The sequence below is a fragment of the Paraburkholderia heleia NBRC 101817 genome, from assembly GCF_000739775.1.
Lineage (GTDB): Bacteria > Pseudomonadota > Gammaproteobacteria > Burkholderiales > Burkholderiaceae > Paraburkholderia > Paraburkholderia heleia.
On record NZ_BBJH01000013.1, the window covers coordinates 1 to 16,476 of the forward strand.

Here is a 16,476-nt window from a genome sequence, read left to right on the forward strand (position 1 = left end):
TTGCTCTAAAAGACTTGCGGGGGTCATCAATGCTCCTCTTGCCATTAGAATGCTTTTTTCGGGTTCGTATTGTCGGGTAACGTTCCCCGTGCCGCAACCCAACAGGCTAACATTAGCACGACCGTTCTATTCTGTGGCGTCAGGCTTGGCGTGCTGCTCACGCCGCGTTCTGGCGCTTATACACTTCTGAACAGGAACCGGAAATGGGCCGTTCGATCAATCTGGAAGGCAAGGTCGCGATGATTACGGGGGCCTCCAGCGGGCTCGGCAAGCGCTTCGCCCAGGTGCTCTCGCAGGCGGGTGCAAAAGTCGTGCTGGCAAGCCGCCGCGTGGAACGGCTCAAGGAGTTGCGCGCCGAAATCGAGGCGAACGGGGGCGCGGCTCACGTCGTCTCGCTCGACGTGACCGACTACCAGAGCATCCGCTCGGCGGTTGCGCACGCGGAAACCGAGGCGGGGACCATCGACATCCTCGTCAACAACTCGGGCGTCTCCACGACACAAAAGCTCGCGGACGTCACGCCGGCCGACTTCGAATACGTGTTCGACACCAACACCCGCGGCGCCTTTTTCGTGGCCCAGGAGGTCGCCAAACGCATGATCATGCGCGGCAACGGCGGTGGTCCGAAGCCGGCCTACCGCATCATCAATATTGCTTCGGTGGCGGGTCTGCGCGTGTTGCCGCAAATCGGCCTGTACGCGATCAGCAAGGCCGCGGTCGTGCATATGACGAAGGCGATGGCGCTCGAATGGGGGCGTCACGGCATCAATGTGAACGCGATCTGCCCGGGCTACATCGACACGGAGATCAACCACCATCACTGGTCGACGGAGCAGGGGCAAAAGCTCGTTTCGATGCTGCCGCGCCACCGCGTGGGCAAACCCGAAGACCTGGACGGCCTGCTGCTGCTGCTCGCCGCCGACGAGTCGTCGTTTATCAACGGTTCGATCATCACCGCCGACGACGGCTTCGGGCTCACCTGAACTGAGGCGAGTCCGGCCGCTGGCCGGCATCCTGTTTTTTCGCAACAAGACGAAGTAGAAGTGCAATGAGTGACTACCACCCCGTATTTGAAATGACCATGCCGATCCGTTGGGGCGACATGGACGCGTTCGGCCATGTGAACAACACGGTCTATTTCCGCTACATGGAGCAGGTGCGGATTTCCTGGTTCGAGCACCTGGGCGTGGCCGCGGAGAGCGGCGACGGGCAGGGGCCCGTGATCGTCAACGCCTCGATGGAATTCCTCAAGCAGCTGCATTACCCCGGCGACATCGTCTGCACGATGACGGTCGGCCAGCCGGGCCGCAGCAGCTTCGACACCGGGTTCGAGCTGCGCCGCGCCGACGAGCCCGGCACGCTCTACGCACGCGGGAATGCGCGCTGCGTGTGGATCGACTACGCGGCGGGCAAATCGGTGCCGATTCCCGACATGCTGCGCGCCACCATCGAGCACGCGGGACTCGTCAAGTCCAACCGGGTAGGCTGAGCGCCCATGTGTCGCGCGCTGCGAGGCGGCGCGCGCCCTTACTGGCCGAGCAGCCGCTGCAGCAGCTCGGTGGCGTTGCCGGTGTCGTACTTGCGCATGAGGCGCGCGCGATAGACATCTACGGTGCGCGGGCTGATCTCGAGAATTCTCCCGATTTGCTTGCTGGTCTTGCCGGTAACGAGCTGCGCGGCGATCTCGCGCTCGCGCGGCGTGAGTTCGATGGCCACGCGCCGCGTCGCGCTCAGGTCTTCGAACGTCCAGACGCCCGCCGCGTGCGGCTCCGCGCGATCGAGCGAGCGCCCCGTGACGTGACACCAGAAGAGTTCGCCATTGGCGCGCTTCATGATGCGGTCGTCGGCGTAACTGCCTTGCGCCGTCATGATGGGCGGGATGCGTGCGCCAATGCGCTCGAATTCGTCCGCTGAAGGGTAGAGCACCTGGAACGACTGGCCGATCAGCGCATCGCGTGCGCAGCCGAAAATGGCGGCGACCTGGTCGTTGCAATCGACGATGGTGCGCTCGCGCGCAAGCACGAGGCCGATGGGCGCGAGGTGGAACGCGGTCTGATAGTCGAGCGCGGAGCGTTCGGCGGGTTGGGTGGGAGCAGCCATGGCGGACGGTGCGGGTATTGCTTTATGTAGTTTTGCGTATTGTGCCGCAACAGGGGGCCAGCGTACGCTTTGCACCCATCGGAGGGGCGGTTTTCGAGGCTCGCGCGGCTTGTTTGGCCCCGCGCGCGCTGCCCGGCCGGGCTGCCGGCTTCACGGCAACGCCACCGGGGCATGACTAGAATTGAACATCCGGACGCGCTCGACGTCCGTGCGACAAACCGGATTGGCGGATTTCCATTCGAGGAAGGGACACACTGATGAACAAGGTCTATCAAAGCGCGGCTGCCGCGCTCGAGGGCATCGTCAAGGACGGCCAGACATTCGCGGTTGGCGGCTTTGGTCTGTGCGGCATCCCCGAAGCCCTGATCGGCGCACTGCGCGATACGGGCGTGAAGGGCATCACCTGCATCAGCAACAACGCGGGCGTGGACGGCTTCGGCCTCGGCCTGCTGCTGGAGACGCGCCAGATCAGGAAAATGATTTCCTCCTACGTCGGCGAGAACAAGGAATTCGAGCGCCAGTATCTGTCGGGCGAACTCGAACTCGAATTCACGCCGCAAGGCACGCTGGCCGAAAAGCTGCGCGCGGGCGGCGCCGGCATCCCGGCGTTCTTCACGAATACCGGCTTCGGCACGCTGATCGCCGAAGGCAAGGAAACGCGCCAGTTCGGCGACAAGCACTACGTGCTCGAGCATTCGCTCACGGCCGACGTCGCGCTCGTGAAGGCGTGGAAGGCCGACAAGTCGGGCAACCTGATCTATCGCCGCACGGCCCGCAACTTCAACCCGATGTGCGCGATGGCCGGCAGGATCACGGTGGCGGAAGTGGAGGAGATCGTCGAGAACGGCGAGCTCGATCCGGACGCCATCCACACGCCGGGTATCTTCGTGCAGCGCATCGTGCTCAACGCACACCCGGAAAAGCGCATCGAACAACGCACCGTGCGCGCCGCATCGAGCAACCCGGCGGGCAACTGAGGAAGGAGACCGACCATGGCATGGAATCGTGACGAAATGGCCGCGCGCGCGGCGAAAGAACTGCAGGACGGCTTCTACGTGAACCTCGGCATTGGCCTGCCCACGCTGGTTGCCAACCACGTGCCCGCGGGCGTGGAAGTGTGGCTGCAGTCGGAAAACGGCCTGCTCGGCATCGGCCCGTTCCCGACCGAGGACGAAGTGGACGCCGACATGATCAACGCCGGCAAGCAGACGGTGACGACGCTGGCGGGCTCGTCGATTTTCTCGTCGGCGGACTCGTTCGCGATGATTCGCGGCGGCCACATCAACCTGGCGATCCTCGGCGCGATGCAGGTGAGCGAGAAGGGCGACCTGGCCAACTGGATGATCCCCGGCAAGATGATCAAGGGTATGGGCGGCGCGATGGACCTCGTGGCGGGCGTTGGCCGCGTGGTCGTGCTGATGGAGCACGTCGCGAAGGGCGACCAGCACAAGATTCTCGAAGCCTGCACGCTGCCGCTGACGGGCGTAGGCGTGGTCGATCTCATCATTACCGACCTCGGTGTGATGGAAGTGAGCGACGCGGGTCTGAAGGTGACCGAACTCGCACCGGGCGTGACGGTGGACGAGATCAAGGCGAAGACCGGCGCGCCGCTCGATGTGAGCGCCGTGGGCTGAACGTCGTAGCGCAAGCGCGATTTGCGGCGGGCGGGACTTCGGTCTCGCCCGTTTTGTTTGCGCGTACGGTTTGCATGCGGCTTGACGGAGGATGCCGTGCGGCAAAGCCGTTTACAATCGGCCGAAAGCCTTGATGCGCCTTCGAGCGAGGATTTTGCGATGACCGGGTCGACCGCAGTGCCGCGCCAGCAATACGTCCAGTGTCTCAGTCCCGCGGGCCTGCACCGCATCGCGTACACCGAATGGGGTGACCCCGCCAACCCGCGCGTGCTCGTGTGCGTGCATGGACTCACGCGCTCGGGGCGCGACTTCGACCGCTTTGCTGCCGCGATGGCCGACCAGTATCGCGTCGTGTGCCCGGACGTGGCCGGGCGGGGGCTGTCGTCGTGGCTGCTCGACCCGCGCGGCTACGCTGTCGCGCAGTACGTGGCGGACATGGTCACCTTGATCGCGCGCACCGGCGTGGAAAAGGTGGACTGGTTCGGCACCTCGATGGGCGGCCTGATCGGCATGGCGCTCGCGGGGCTGCCGGGCACGCCCATTGGCCGCCTGCTGCTCAACGACATCGGGCCGCATATCGAGCCCGCGTCGCTCGCACGCATCGGCGAGTACGTGGGGCGTGGCGGGTCTTTTGCTACGCTCCAGGAAGGCATCGACAATGCGGCGCTTCTCGCGGCCTCGTTCGGGCCGCTGAGCGCCGGGGACTGGCGCGAGATCAATACGCCGTTGCTGCATGAAGTCGAAGGCGAGTGGCGCTACCGGTACGACCCGCGCATTGCGGAGCCCTTCAAGTCGATCACGCCCGAGCAGAACGAAGCGGGCGAGCAGTTCCTGTGGCGCTCGCTCGCCGCGTTCGAAGGGCTTGTGCTCGTCGTGCGCGGCGCGCTTTCGGACCTGCTTTCGCGCGAAACGGTCGCGAAGATGGTCGCGACCGGGCGCCATGTCTCGAGCGTCGAAATCGAAGGCGTAGGGCACGCGCCGGCCTTCCTCGCGCCCGGCCAGATCGCGATCGCGCGCCGATTCTTCGACGGCGAGGTCCTGCGCGCGTCATAATATGAGATTGGCCGGCATATACCGGCGTGCACTGATGCATGCTGGATCGCGCCAGCCCGGAAGTCGACCGTTTTTCACTTCTCACAGGAATTTTCATGGCAGTCATTCGTCACCACGTTGGCCCGCGTCTTTCGGAAACCGCCATTCACAATGGCACCGTCTACCTGGCCGGCCAGATCGCCGAAGACACGAGACAGGACATCGGCGGGCAGATGCGCGAAGTGCTCGGCCACATCGATCGCCTGCTGGGTGAGGCGAACAGCGACAAGTCGCTGCTTCTCTCGGTGCAGATCTATATCGCCGACATGAAGGATTTTCCCGGCATGAACGCCGAGTGGGACAAGTGGGTCGCGCAAGGCGCGACGCCGCCGCGCGCGACGGTCGAAGCGAAGCTCGCGAATCCGGAATGCCTCGTCGAGATCGTCGTGGTGGCTGCGCAGCGCGATTGAGCGTGATTGAGCACGAGTCGTTCAGTCGGTGCAGCTGGTTTGATCCTTTTCGTTGTGGCCCGTCCGGCAAGCCGGCGGGCATCGCCTCATGAGTAGCGACACCGTTCCTCCCGCTCCTGCGGTTTCCGCCGATACCGGCGTGCTGCCGTCGCTCGACGACGCGCTGGCGTTCGTGCGCGAGCACGCCGGGGACGCACGTCTTTCCACGGGCGAGCCGCTCATCGAGCATGCGCACGGCACGGCGTTGATCATGAGCCGCCTCAACGTCGATCCGCCTGCGGTGCTCGCCGCGGCGCTCTTCAATCTCGCGCCGCATCTCGATGACCCGGAAGGCGCGCTCGAAGCGCGTTTCGGCGCGCAAGTCGCGAAGCTCGTGTTCGACGTGCGCAAGCTGTTGCGGCTTGGCACCGTGAGCCTGCGCGCGGCGCACCAGGCTGTGCCCGAAGCGGGCCGCGAAGGGCGCGACGCCCAGGCCGCGCGGCGCGCGCAGGTCGAGTCGCTGCGCAAGATGCTGCTGGCGTTCGCTCAGGACATCCGCGTCGTGCTGATCCGGCTCGCGTCGCGCCTGCAGTCGCTGCGCTTTTATGCGGCGGCGAAAATCACGCCGGCGCCCGAGATCGCGCACGAGACGCTCGAAATCTACGCGCCGCTCGCCAACCGGCTGGGCATCTGGCAATTGAAGTGGGAACTCGAAGACCTCGCGTTCCGCTTCCAGGAGCCCGATACCTACAAGCGCATCGCGAAGCTGCTCGACGAAAAGCGCGTGGAGCGCGAGACCTACGTGTCCGAGGCGATCGCGCGGCTGCAAAGCGAGCTTGCAGCGGCGCATATCCAGGCCGAGGTGAGCGGGCGGCCCAAGCACATCTACAGCATCTGGAAGAAGATGCGCGGCAAGGAGATCGACTTCTCCGAGCTTTACGACGTGCGCGCGTTCCGCGTGATCGTGCCCGACATCAAGGATTGCTACACGGTGCTCGGCATCGTGCACAACCTCTGGCAACCGGTGCCGAAGGAATTCGACGACTACATCTCGCGGCCCAAGCCCAACGGTTATCGCTCGCTGCACACGGTGGTGATCGGCGACGACGGCCGCGCGTTCGAAGTGCAGATCCGCACGCAGGAGATGCATCAGTTCGCCGAATACGGCGTGGCCGCGCACTGGCGCTACAAGGAAGCCGGTGCGAAGGGCTACGGCGGCCAGTTCAGCGCGAGCAGCAGCTACGACGAGAAGATCGCATGGCTGCGCCAGCTGCTCGCCTGGAAGGACGATGTGGCGGATGGGCGTCAGCCGTGGGAACAGTTGCGCCAGGCCACGCTCGACGACGACCACATCTACGTCCTCACGCCCCAGGCGCGCGTGATTGCGCTGCCGCAGGGCGCAACGCCGCTCGACTTCGCCTATCACCTGCACAGCGAACTGGGGCATCGCTGCCGGGGCGCGCGCGTGGACGGTGCGATGGTGCCGCTCAACACCCAGCTTCGCAACGGCCAGACAGTCGAAATCGTCTCGGTGAAAGAGGGCGGCCCGTCGCGCGACTGGCTCAATCCGCAGCTCGGTTATCTGCAAAGCCCGCGTGCGCGCCAGAAGGTGCGTGCATGGTTCAACGCGATCGAGGCACAGGAAAACATCGCCAGCGGCCGCGCGATGGTGGAAAAGACGCTGCAGCGCGAGGGCCGCACGTCGGTCAGTCTCGATCAGCTCGCGGCCAGGCTGGGCTTCAAGTCGCCCGACGACCTCTTCAGCGTGGTCGGCAAGGAGGAGTTCAGCCTGCGCAACGTCGAGCACGCACTGCACGACGCGCCCGCGGCCGCGCCCGAAGAGGAGACGCCCGAGCAGCTCACCAAGCGCGCGAGCGGCGCGAACGTCACGCACGGCGGGTCGTCGGGCGTGCTCGTGGTCGGCGTGGATGCGCTGCTTACCCAGCTCGCGCGCTGCTGCCGGCCCGCGCCGCCCGACGCGATCAGCGGTTTCGTCACGCGCGGCAAGGGCATGTCGATCCACCGCAGCGATTGCCCGACCTTCCGGCGCATGGCCAGCCGCGCGCCCGAGCGCGTGCTGCACACCACGTGGTCCGCCGACGTGATGGGCGGGCGCGGCCAGTCGGTCTACCCGGTCGATATCTCGATCGAGGCGACCGACCGCCAGGGCCTGCTGCGTGACATCTCCGAAGTGTTCGCGCGCGAGAAGATGAACGTGATCGGCGTGAAGACGCAGTCGCGCCGCAACGCGGCGTACATGCAGTTCACGGTGGAAGTGTCGAATTCGGCGCAGATCCAGCGTGCCTGTGTGCTGCTGGGCGAGGTGAGCGGGGTGCAGCGGGCGTCGCGCAGGGGCTGAGGCAGGCAGGCGAGACAGGCAAAGATTGCCGCGCTGCAAAAAATGCTTGCCAAGTCTGCGGCTGCTTCATATAATCTCCCTTCTTCAGGCTCGTAGCTCAGCTGGTTAGAGCACCACCTTGACATGGTGGGGGTCGTTGGTTCGAGTCCAATCGAGCCTACCAACGGAATCGAGGCTGCGGCGGTTGTTTCGCCGAGGCTTCAAATGCAGGAAAAAGCGCTCTGCGCTCAAGGCGACTACGGTTATGACACCGCGAACGTTTACCGAAACTACTTCGGAGCGACGCTAGTCGAGGACCTCTTTCGCCTCTGCAGTCTGGTTTGAAAAGTGAATGCGGCCCCTCGAAAGCGGGGCCGCATTTTTTTTCGCTGCGAAGTTTTCCGCGGTCTGTTCCCACGAACAATACGATGTGCCTGCGCGGCACTTCTGGAGAAAAACATGGTTGCGATACGTCTGCCCGACGGTTCGGTTCGACAGTACGATCATCCCGTCACGGTCGCCGAAGTGGCGGCTTCGATTGGCCCCGGCCTCGCCAAGGCGGCGCTCGGCGGCAAGCTCGACGGCGAACTGGTCGACACGTCGACGCTGATCGACCATGACGCATCGCTCGCCATCGTCACGGACAAGGATGCCGACGGCCTCGACATCATCCGTCACTCCACGGCGCACTTGCTCGCCTACGCGGTGAAGGAGCTGTATCCGGAGGCACAGGTCACGATCGGGCCGGTCATCGACAACGGTTTCTATTACGACTTCGCCTACAACCGTCCCTTCACGCCCGAAGATCTCGAAAAGATCGAAAAGCGCATGCAGGAACTCGCGAAGAAGGACGAGCCGGTGTCGCGCCGCGTCGTCACGCGCGGCGAAGCCGTCGATTACTTCAAGAGCATTGGCGAGAAGTACAAGGCCGAGATCATCGAGTCGATTCCGGGCGCGGAAGAGATCAAGCTGTACTCGCACGGCGGCTTCACGGACCTGTGCCGCGGCCCGCACGTGCCGTCCACGGGCAAGCTCAAGGTCTTCAAGCTCATGAAGGTCGCGGGCGCCTACTGGCGCGGCGACTCGAAGAACGAGCAGCTGCAGCGTATCTACGGTACGGCCTGGACGAAGAAGGAAGACCAGGACCAGTACCTTCACATGCTCGAAGAGGCCGAAAAGCGCGACCATCGCAAGCTCGGCAAGCAGCTCGACCTGTTCCACATGCAGGACGAGTCGCCGGGCATGGTCTTCTGGCACCCGAAGGGCTGGACGCTCTGGCAGCAGGTCGAGCAGTACATGCGCGGCCGCCTGCGCGTGGCCGGCTACGACGAAATCAAGACGCCGATGATCATGGACCGCTCGCTCTGGGAAGCGTCGGGTCACTGGCAGAACTATCGTGAAAACATGTTCACGACGGAGTCGGAAAAGCGCGACTACGCGATCAAGCCGATGAACTGCCCGGGCCACGTCCAGGTGTTCAACCACGGCCTGCGCTCGTATCGCGATCTGCCCCTGCGTTATGCGGAATTCGGCTCGTGCCACCGCAACGAGGCTTCGGGCGCGTTGCACGGGCTCATGCGCGTGCGCGGCTTCGTCCAGGACGATGCGCACATCTTCTGTACGGAAGACCAGATCATCAGCGAGTCGATCGCCTTCAACACGCTGGCGATGAGCATCTACAAGGATTTCGGGTTCGATCACATCGACATCAAGCTCTCGCTGCGCCCGGATTCGCGCGCGGGGACGGATGAAACGTGGGATCGCGCCGAGCAGGGCCTGCGCGAGGCGCTTACGGCCTGCGGCCTGCAGTGGGAAGAACTGCCGGGCGAGGGCGCGTTCTACGGTCCGAAGGTCGAGTACCACATCAAGGACGCGCTGGGCCGCTCGTGGCAGTGCGGCACGCTGCAGCTCGACATGGTCCTGCCGGAGCGCCTTGGCGCGGAGTACGTGGCCGAGGACAACAGCCGCCGCCGCCCGATCATGCTGCACCGCGCCATCCTCGGTTCGATGGAGCGTTTCCTCGGCATTCTGATCGAGCACCATGCCGGCGCCATGCCGCCGTGGCTCGCTCCGGTGCAGGCCGTTGTGATGAATATCGCGGAAAGTCAGGCCGAATACGCTGCAAATCTGGTCCAATCGTTGCAAAAACAAGGGCTTAGAGTCGTGGCCGATTTGCGCAACGAGAAAATTAGCTATAAAATACGCGAGCACACGCTTGAGAAGGTCCCGTACCTGCTTGTCGTCGGCGACAAGGAGCGTGAAGCACAAACGGTAGCCGTGCGTGCCCGTGGCGGTGTCGATCTGGGTGTCATGCCCGTCGAGGCCTTTACCGCGCGTCTTGCGGAAGACGTCAAGACGTTCAAGTAAGCCACTGCGGCAGCGCGGCTCGTTTTTTTAATTTTTAGAGGAAACGTAACATCGCTACGGATAAGTCGCATCGCATCAACGGTGAAATCACTGCACCCGAGGTGCGTCTCGTCGGAATCGAGAACGAGCCGCTTGGTATCGTAAAGCTGGCGGATGCGTTCCGCATGTCGGAACAGCAGGATGTCGATCTGGTTGAAATTGCTCCTCAGGCGGTGCCTCCCGTATGCCGCTTGATGGATTACGGCAAGTTCAAGTACCAGGAGTCGAAGAAGCAGCACGAGGCCAAGCTCAAGCAGAAGGTCATCCAGGTCAAGGAAGTCAAGTTCCGCCCGGGTACCGACGACGGCGATTACAACGTCAAACTGCGCAATCTCATCCGCTTCCTCGATGAAGGCGACAAGACGAAGATCACGTTGCGTTTCCGCGGCCGCGAAATGGCCCACCAGGAAATCGGCATGCGCATGCTCGAGCGCCTGCGCACCGACCTCGAAGAAGTCGGTCAGGTCGAGCAAATGCCGAAGATGGAAGGGCGCCAGATGATCATGGTGCTCTCGCCCAAGAAGAAGAAGTAGTTGGCATGCCGCGCGGCGCAGTCTGCGCGGCGGTCAAAGTCAGTGTTCAATGACGTCTTCGGCGCCGTGGTGCGCGGAAGACGGCAAGCAGGTTCCGGAACGGCGCCCGCGCGCTGCACACGAAGTGCGGCAAACGGGCGCTTTTCCTGAAAGCGGCGGCGAGCTTGTTTTTCAGAAGCCAGCCAGTCGCCAAAACAAGTGGAGTGGGTTTCGAAGGGCGGAGTCCCGGCTAGGTGTGAGAACACTGCGCCAACCGCACACCCACGTCCATCAAATAATGGAGTTGTCTGTCATGCCGAAGATGAAGACCAAGAAGAGCGCTGCAAAGCGCTTCGTGGTTCGTCCGGGCGGTACCGTCAAGCGCGGTCAAGCCTTCAAGCGTCACATCCTGACCAAGAAGACCACCAAGAACAAGCGTCATCTGCGTGGTGCAACGGCCGTTCACGATTCCGATCTGAACTCCGTGCGCGCAATGCTGCCGTTCGCGTAATCCTCAACCGATAACTCATAGGAGCGAAACATGCCTCGAGTCAAACGTGGGGTTACCGCACGGGCCCGCCACAAGAAGATCATCAACCTGGCCAAGGGTTACCGCGGCCGTCGCAATAACGTCTATCGCATCGCCAAGCAGGCGGTCATGCGCGCAGGCCAGTACGCCTATCGCGATCGCCGCAACAAGAAGCGTGTGTTCCGCGCACTGTGGATCACGCGTATCAACGCGGCGGTGCGTCAGCACGACATGACCTACAGCGTGTTCATCAACGGCCTGAAGAAGGCTTCGATCGAACTCGACCGCAAGGTTCTGGCTGACATGGCTGTGTTCGACAAGGCTGCATTTGCTGCGATCGTCAAGCAGGTGAAGGCCGCCGTCGCTGCCTGATAGCAGGTATTGCGCAGGTTCGTTGCAGCAGACATTCCGGTAGTCCCGGTGATGCTGCAACAAAAACGGGGCTCCTCACCGAGCCCCGTTTTTGTTGGTAATTACGCTTCTTGCGCCGCTTCATGGAGTGTCTTCGCACCGTCATTGCCAGGCGTCATCATGGCGTGCCGCGAGCGCGGAGAGGCTTCAAGTCTCAAACTCTGACGCTGAAAAGATGGGATCAATGGATCTGGACCAGATTGTCGCCGACGCGCAAAGCGCGTTCGCTGGCGCCCCCGACGTCAACACGCTTGAAAACGAAAAGGCCCGATTTCTCGGCAAGTCCGGCGCGCTGACCGAACTGCTCAAGGGCCTCGGCAAGCTCGACGCGCAAGCGCGCAAGACCGAAGGCGCACGCATCAACGCCGTCAAGCAGCAAGTGGAAGCTGCGCTTAACGCGCGCCGCCAGGCGCTCGCGGACGCGCTGCTGAACCAGCGTCTCGCCGCCGAGGCGATCGACGTCACGCTGCCGGGCCGCGGCACGGGCACGGGCAGCCTGCACCCCGTGATGCAGACGTGGGAACGTGTCGAGCGCATTTTCGGCTCGATCGGCTTCGACGTGGCCGACGGTCCCGAGATCGAAACCGACTGGTACAACTTCACCTCGCTCAACAGCCCGGAGAACCATCCGGCGCGCTCCATGCAGGACACGTTCTACGTGGACGGCAAGGACGCCGACGGCCGTCAGCTTTTGTTGCGCACGCACACGAGCCCGATGCAGGTGCGCTACGCGCGCACGCACACGCCGCCCATCAAGGTGATCGTGCCGGGCCGGACGTATCGCGTGGACAGCGACGCCACGCACTCGCCGATGTTCAACCAGGTCGAAGGCCTGTGGATCGAGGAGAACATCAGCTTCGCAGACCTGAAGGGTGTCTACACCGACTTCCTCAAGAAGTTCTTCGAACGTGACGACATTCAGGTGCGCTTCCGTCCGTCGTACTTCCCGTTCACGGAGCCGTCGGCCGAAATCGACATGATGTTCGAGCAGGGCAAGAACGCCGGCAAGTGGCTCGAGATCTCGGGCTCGGGCCAGGTGCATCCGACCGTGATCCGCAACATGGGCCTCGACCCGGAGCGCTATATCGGCTTTGCGTTCGGCAGCGGCCTCGAACGCCTGACGATGCTGCGTTATGGCGTGCAGGACCTGCGCCTGTTCTTCGAGGGCGATCTGCGCTTCTTGCGTCAGTTCGCGTAACGCGGCGACGCATTCGCCTGCAGCGCGCGAGGCGGACGCAGCACCTGAGGAAGGTGCGCGAGACCCCGCCTACGCGACGGTCACAATCTGTCTGGAACGTAAAACCACATGCTATTCCCCGAATCCTGGCTGAGAAGCTTTGTTGATCCGAAGCTCACGACCGATGAACTGGCCCACGCGCTCACCATGGCCGGCCTCGAAGTCGAAGGCCTGAGCCCGGCGGCGCCGCCCACCACGAAGATCGTCGTGGGCCGCGTGCTCGAAGTCGTGAAGCACCCGGACGCGGACAAGCTCAACGTCACGCAGGTCGATGCCGGCACCGGCGCGACGCTGCAGATCGTCTGCGGCGCACCCAACGTCGCGCCCGGCATCAAGGTGCCCGTGGCGCTCGTGGGCGCCGAGCTGCCGGCCGCCGAAGAGGGCGGCAAGCCTTTTGCGATCAAGCTCTCGAAGCTGCGTGGCGTGGAAAGCCAGGGCATGCTGTGCTCGGCGCGCGAACTGAAGCTCTCGGAAGACCATAGCGGCCTGATGATCCTGCCGGAAGATACGCCGGTCGGCCAGGACATCCGCGAAGCGCTGAACCTCGACGACACCGTCTTCGAAATCAAGCTCACGCCGAACAAGGCCGATTGCCTTTCGGTCTACGGCATTGCGCGCGAAACGGCTGCGATCACCGGTGCGCCGCTGCAGGCGCCCGTGTATCCGAAGGTCGAAGTCAAGCTCGACGGACCGAACGCCCGGCTGCCCGTGAAGATTTCGGCGCCGGACCTGTGCGGCCGTTTCTCGGGCCGCGTGATCCGCGGCGTGAACGCGCGCGCGAAAACGCCGATGTGGATGGTCGAGCGCCTCGAGCGTTCGGGACAGCGCAGCATCTCGGCGCTCGTCGACATTTCGAACTACGTCATGCTCGAACTCGGCCGCCCGTCGCACGTGTTCGATCTCGACAAGATCCACGGCGCGATGGACGTGCGCTGGGGCAAGAAGGGCGAGACGCTCAGGCTGCTCAACGGCAATACCGTGGAAGTCGATGAAACCGTGGGCGTGATCGCCGACGACCGCGAGATCGAGAGCCTCGCGGGCATCATGGGCGGCGACAGCACGGCCGTCACGCTCGACACCACGAACATCTATCTCGAAGCCGCATTCTGGTGGCCGGACAGCATTCGCGGCCGCTCGCGCCGCTACAACTTCTCGACCGATGCGGGCCATCGCTTCGAACGCGGCGTGGACTGGTCGACGACTGTCGAGCACATCGAGCGCATCACGCAGCTGATCCTCGATATCTGTGGCGGCTGCGCCGGCCCGATCGACGATCAAACGGTGAACGTGCCCAAGCGCGAGCCGGTGACGATGCGCGTGGCGCGCGCGAACCGCATCATCGGCGTGAAGATCGGCGCCGACGAGATCGCGCAGATTTTCACGCGTCTCGGTCTTACGTTCACGCGCAGCGTCGACAGCGCGGGCGACGAGAGCTTCCGCGTCACGCCGCCGCCGTACCGCTTCGACATCGAGATCGAAGAAGATCTGATCGAAGAAGTCGCGCGTATCCATGGCTTCGAAAAGATTCCGGCGTTGCCGCCTGTTGCCCGCAGCGAAATGCGTGCGACCCACGAAACGCGCCGCTCGATCCACGCCATTCGTCACGCGCTCGCCGCACGCGACTACGCCGAGACGATCAACTTCAGCTTCGTCGATGCCGAATGGGAGCAGGACTTCGCGGGCAACGCGAATCCCGTGAAGCTGCTGAACCCGATCGCGAGCCAGCTCTCGGTCATGCGCACGACGCTGTTCGGCAGCCTCATCAACGTGCTGCGCCACAATCTGAACCGCCGTGCCGACCGCGTGCGCGTGTTCGAGGCGGGCCGCGTGTTCCTGCACGATCCGTCGATCAAGGCGAGCGAGATGACGGTGGAAGGTTTCGCACAACCGAAGATGATCGGCGCGCTCGCGTACGGTCCCGCGCTCGAAGAGCAGTGGGGCGCGCCAACGCGCGGCGTGGACTTCTTCGACGTGAAGGGCGACCTCGAAGCGTTGTTCGCATCGCTCGGCGCCGCGAAAACGCCGCGCTTCGTGAAGGCAGAACACCCGGCGCTGCACCCGGGACGTAGCGCGCGCATCGAAGTCGATGGCCGTGCCGTGGGCTGGATTGGCGAGCTGCATCCGCGCTGGATGCAGAAGTACGACCTGCCGCACGCACCGATACTCTTCGAGGTCGAGGCCGACGCGCTGATGGCGCGCGAACTGCCCACGCCTGGCGAAGTCTCGAAATTCCCGCCGGTCCGCCGCGACATCGCTCTTGTCGTCGATCAAAAGATCGAGGTGCAGGCGTTGCTCGACGAGTTCCAGAAGGGCATGCAAGACGAGGCTTGCCGGATTGTGCAGAGGGTTGCGCTCTTCGATGAATTTCGTGCAAAATCAAATACTTCCGGACTTGGCGCGGACGAGAAAAGCCTTGCCTTCCGGGTGACCCTGCAAGATACTGGCGGAACCCTTCAGGACGAAACGGTCGATGCGGCCATCAAGTCCCTGGTGGATCGCCTGGCTCGAGTGTATGGCGCCCGGTTGCGCGGATAAGCTCCTTGGCTCATCACGTACCGACATCGGCTTCCGGTTTGCGAGGTAGCAAGTCAACCTCGCGACCGGCAGCGCGCCATCTCATAGATAGATGAACGAAATGAACTCGAGTGATTTCGAAGCCCTACTTGCGGCACAGCGTAGCGCCATGATTCGCGACATTCCTGCCTCGTCGGCAAGCGCCACGAACGACACGCCCACGCTGACGAAAGCCGAACTCGCTGAGCTGCTGTTCGACAACGTCGGTCTGAACAAACGCGAAGCGAAAGACATGGTCGAAGCCTTCTTCGAAGTGATTCGCGACGCGCTTGAAAGCGGCGACAGCGTGAAGCTGTCCGGCTTCGGCAATTTTCAGTTGCGCGACAAGCCGCAACGACCCGGCCGTAACCCGAAGACGGGCGAGGCGATACCCATTGCCGCGCGTCGCGTGGTGACGTTCCATGCGAGCCAGAAGTTGAAGGCGCTCGTGGAGAGCGGCGCCGAGGCGAGCTTCCCGCGTTGATGCGTTGAGGCTGTTGGCCCGCGCCGGTACGCCCGCGGCGGTGGCAATATGGCGGGCATGAACGAATAAGTAGAAATAGCGGACTTCAAGGACCCAGGCGGCGACGCCTCATTGCGCAACCACCACGACGGCAAACCGGCGATGACATCGACAAGCGAAAAGGTCGTCTTGCCTCCCATACCCGCCAAGCGCTACTTCACCATTGGCGAGGTGAGCGAGTTGTGCGGCGTGAAGCCTCACGTGCTGCGGTATTGGGAGCAGGAGTTCACGCAGTTGAAGCCGGTGAAGCGGCGCGGCAATCGTCGCTACTACCAGCATCACGAGGTCTTGCTGATCCGTCGCATTCGCGAACTGCTTTACGAGCAGGGCTTCACGATCAACGGCGCGCGCAACCGGCTCGATTCGCATGGCGCAGCGGCCGATGAAGCCGGGCAGCCGGAAGCCGTGAGTGCGCCGGTTTCCGAAGGCACGACGGCGCTCGTGGATGTCGATCAGCTGCGCAAGGAATTGCTGCATGTGCTCGATGCGCTCGGGCGCTGAGGCACTTCTCCGAACGCACGCATGTGAGCCGTTCACGAATTACACGCGAAGCGGTTCTAATTGGAGAAACTCTCTGTTATACTTTCTAGCTCTCGGGGCGTAGCGCAGCCTGGTAGCGTACCTGCATGGGGTGCAGGTGGTCGGAGGTTCAAATCCTCTCGCCCCGACCAGAATAGAGCCCGCGTAATCGAAAGATTACGCGGGCTTTGTCTTTTGTGCGCCGCGAAGAAAGCACAAGAAAACACAGGAAG

Annotated in this window: 16 protein-coding genes and 2 tRNA genes; 17 read left to right on the forward strand and 1 reads right to left on the reverse strand. The window is 63.4% G+C overall.

Annotated features, from left to right (window positions below; genetic code table 11):
* Positions 1-203 precede the first annotated feature (203 nt).
* Both BHE01S_RS13115 and BHE01S_RS13120 read left to right on the forward strand, forming a co-directional pair.
* Positions 204-983: an SDR family oxidoreductase gene (locus BHE01S_RS13115; protein WP_042264611.1), complete on the forward strand. Its 780-nt coding sequence runs from the start codon at positions 204-206 to the stop codon at positions 981-983.
* A gap of 65 nt (positions 984-1,048) precedes the next feature.
* Positions 1,049-1,489 (forward strand): acyl-CoA thioesterase, encoded by a 441-nt coding sequence (locus BHE01S_RS13120; RefSeq protein WP_042264612.1) that lies wholly within the window; start codon positions 1,049-1,051, stop codon positions 1,487-1,489.
* A gap of 38 nt (positions 1,490-1,527) precedes the next feature.
* Here the strand turns inward: BHE01S_RS13120 and BHE01S_RS13125 are convergent, their stop codons facing one another.
* Entirely contained in the window at positions 1,528-2,100 is a 573-nt protein-coding gene (locus BHE01S_RS13125) for a LuxR C-terminal-related transcriptional regulator (RefSeq protein WP_042264614.1), read from the reverse strand.
* A 257-nt stretch (positions 2,101-2,357) separates the two neighbouring features.
* Between BHE01S_RS13125 and BHE01S_RS13130 the strand changes: the two genes are divergently transcribed.
* From BHE01S_RS13130 to BHE01S_RS13205, 15 genes are all read left to right on the forward strand, one after another.
* A complete protein-coding gene (locus BHE01S_RS13130) occupies positions 2,358-3,077 on the forward strand; it encodes a CoA transferase subunit A (RefSeq protein ID WP_042264617.1) in 720 nt (239 codons plus the stop codon).
* Positions 3,078-3,092: 15 nt separating this feature from the next.
* Positions 3,093-3,734 (forward strand): CoA transferase subunit B, encoded by a 642-nt coding sequence (locus tag BHE01S_RS13135; protein ID WP_042264618.1) that lies wholly within the window; start codon positions 3,093-3,095, stop codon positions 3,732-3,734.
* A 159-nt stretch (positions 3,735-3,893) separates the two neighbouring features.
* Positions 3,894-4,787 (forward strand): alpha/beta fold hydrolase, encoded by an 894-nt coding sequence (locus tag BHE01S_RS13140; RefSeq protein ID WP_042264620.1) that lies wholly within the window; start codon positions 3,894-3,896, stop codon positions 4,785-4,787.
* A gap of 95 nt (positions 4,788-4,882) precedes the next feature.
* Positions 4,883-5,236, forward strand: a complete 354-nt coding sequence (locus BHE01S_RS13145; RefSeq protein WP_042264621.1) for a RidA family protein — start codon at positions 4,883-4,885, stop codon at positions 5,234-5,236.
* 88 nt (positions 5,237-5,324) lie between these two features.
* Entirely contained in the window at positions 5,325-7,574 is a 2,250-nt protein-coding gene (locus tag BHE01S_RS13150) for a RelA/SpoT family protein (protein WP_042264623.1), read from the forward strand.
* An 86-nt stretch (positions 7,575-7,660) separates the two neighbouring features.
* Positions 7,661-7,737, forward strand: a tRNA-Val gene (locus tag BHE01S_RS13155).
* Positions 7,738-8,012: 275 nt separating this feature from the next.
* Positions 8,013-9,920 (forward strand): threonine--tRNA ligase, encoded by a 1,908-nt coding sequence (gene thrS, locus BHE01S_RS13165; RefSeq protein WP_042264625.1) that lies wholly within the window; start codon positions 8,013-8,015, stop codon positions 9,918-9,920.
* A 50-nt stretch (positions 9,921-9,970) separates the two neighbouring features.
* Entirely contained in the window at positions 9,971-10,492 is a 522-nt protein-coding gene (gene infC, locus BHE01S_RS13170) for a translation initiation factor IF-3 (RefSeq protein ID WP_084068824.1), read from the forward strand.
* Positions 10,493-10,784: 292 nt separating this feature from the next.
* On the forward strand, positions 10,785-10,982 hold the full coding sequence (gene rpmI, locus BHE01S_RS13175) for a 50S ribosomal protein L35 (protein WP_004191477.1): 198 nt from the start codon (positions 10,785-10,787) through the stop codon (positions 10,980-10,982).
* Positions 10,983-11,012: 30 nt separating this feature from the next.
* The gene (gene rplT, locus BHE01S_RS13180) at positions 11,013-11,372 is read left to right on the forward strand and encodes a 50S ribosomal protein L20 (RefSeq protein WP_004192938.1); all 360 of its coding nucleotides are present in this window, start codon (positions 11,013-11,015) and stop codon (positions 11,370-11,372) included.
* A 223-nt stretch (positions 11,373-11,595) separates the two neighbouring features.
* On the forward strand, positions 11,596-12,609 hold the full coding sequence (pheS, locus tag BHE01S_RS13185) for a phenylalanine--tRNA ligase subunit alpha (RefSeq protein ID WP_042264651.1): 1,014 nt from the start codon (positions 11,596-11,598) through the stop codon (positions 12,607-12,609).
* Between the two features lie 108 nt (positions 12,610-12,717).
* Positions 12,718-15,183 carry a phenylalanine--tRNA ligase subunit beta gene (gene pheT, locus BHE01S_RS13190; RefSeq protein WP_042264653.1) on the forward strand — a complete coding sequence of 822 codons (2,466 nt, stop codon included), beginning with the start codon at positions 12,718-12,720 and terminating at the stop codon, positions 15,181-15,183.
* Between the two features lie 91 nt (positions 15,184-15,274).
* Positions 15,275-15,685, forward strand: coding sequence for an integration host factor subunit alpha (locus BHE01S_RS13195; protein WP_028204248.1), 411 nt, complete (start codon positions 15,275-15,277; stop codon positions 15,683-15,685).
* A 141-nt stretch (positions 15,686-15,826) separates the two neighbouring features.
* Positions 15,827-16,225: a MerR family transcriptional regulator gene (locus tag BHE01S_RS13200; RefSeq protein WP_042264953.1), complete on the forward strand. Its 399-nt coding sequence runs from the start codon at positions 15,827-15,829 to the stop codon at positions 16,223-16,225.
* A 93-nt stretch (positions 16,226-16,318) separates the two neighbouring features.
* Positions 16,319-16,395: transfer RNA gene (locus BHE01S_RS13205), tRNA-Pro, on the forward strand.
* The last annotated feature ends 81 nt before the right edge of the window (positions 16,396-16,476 follow it).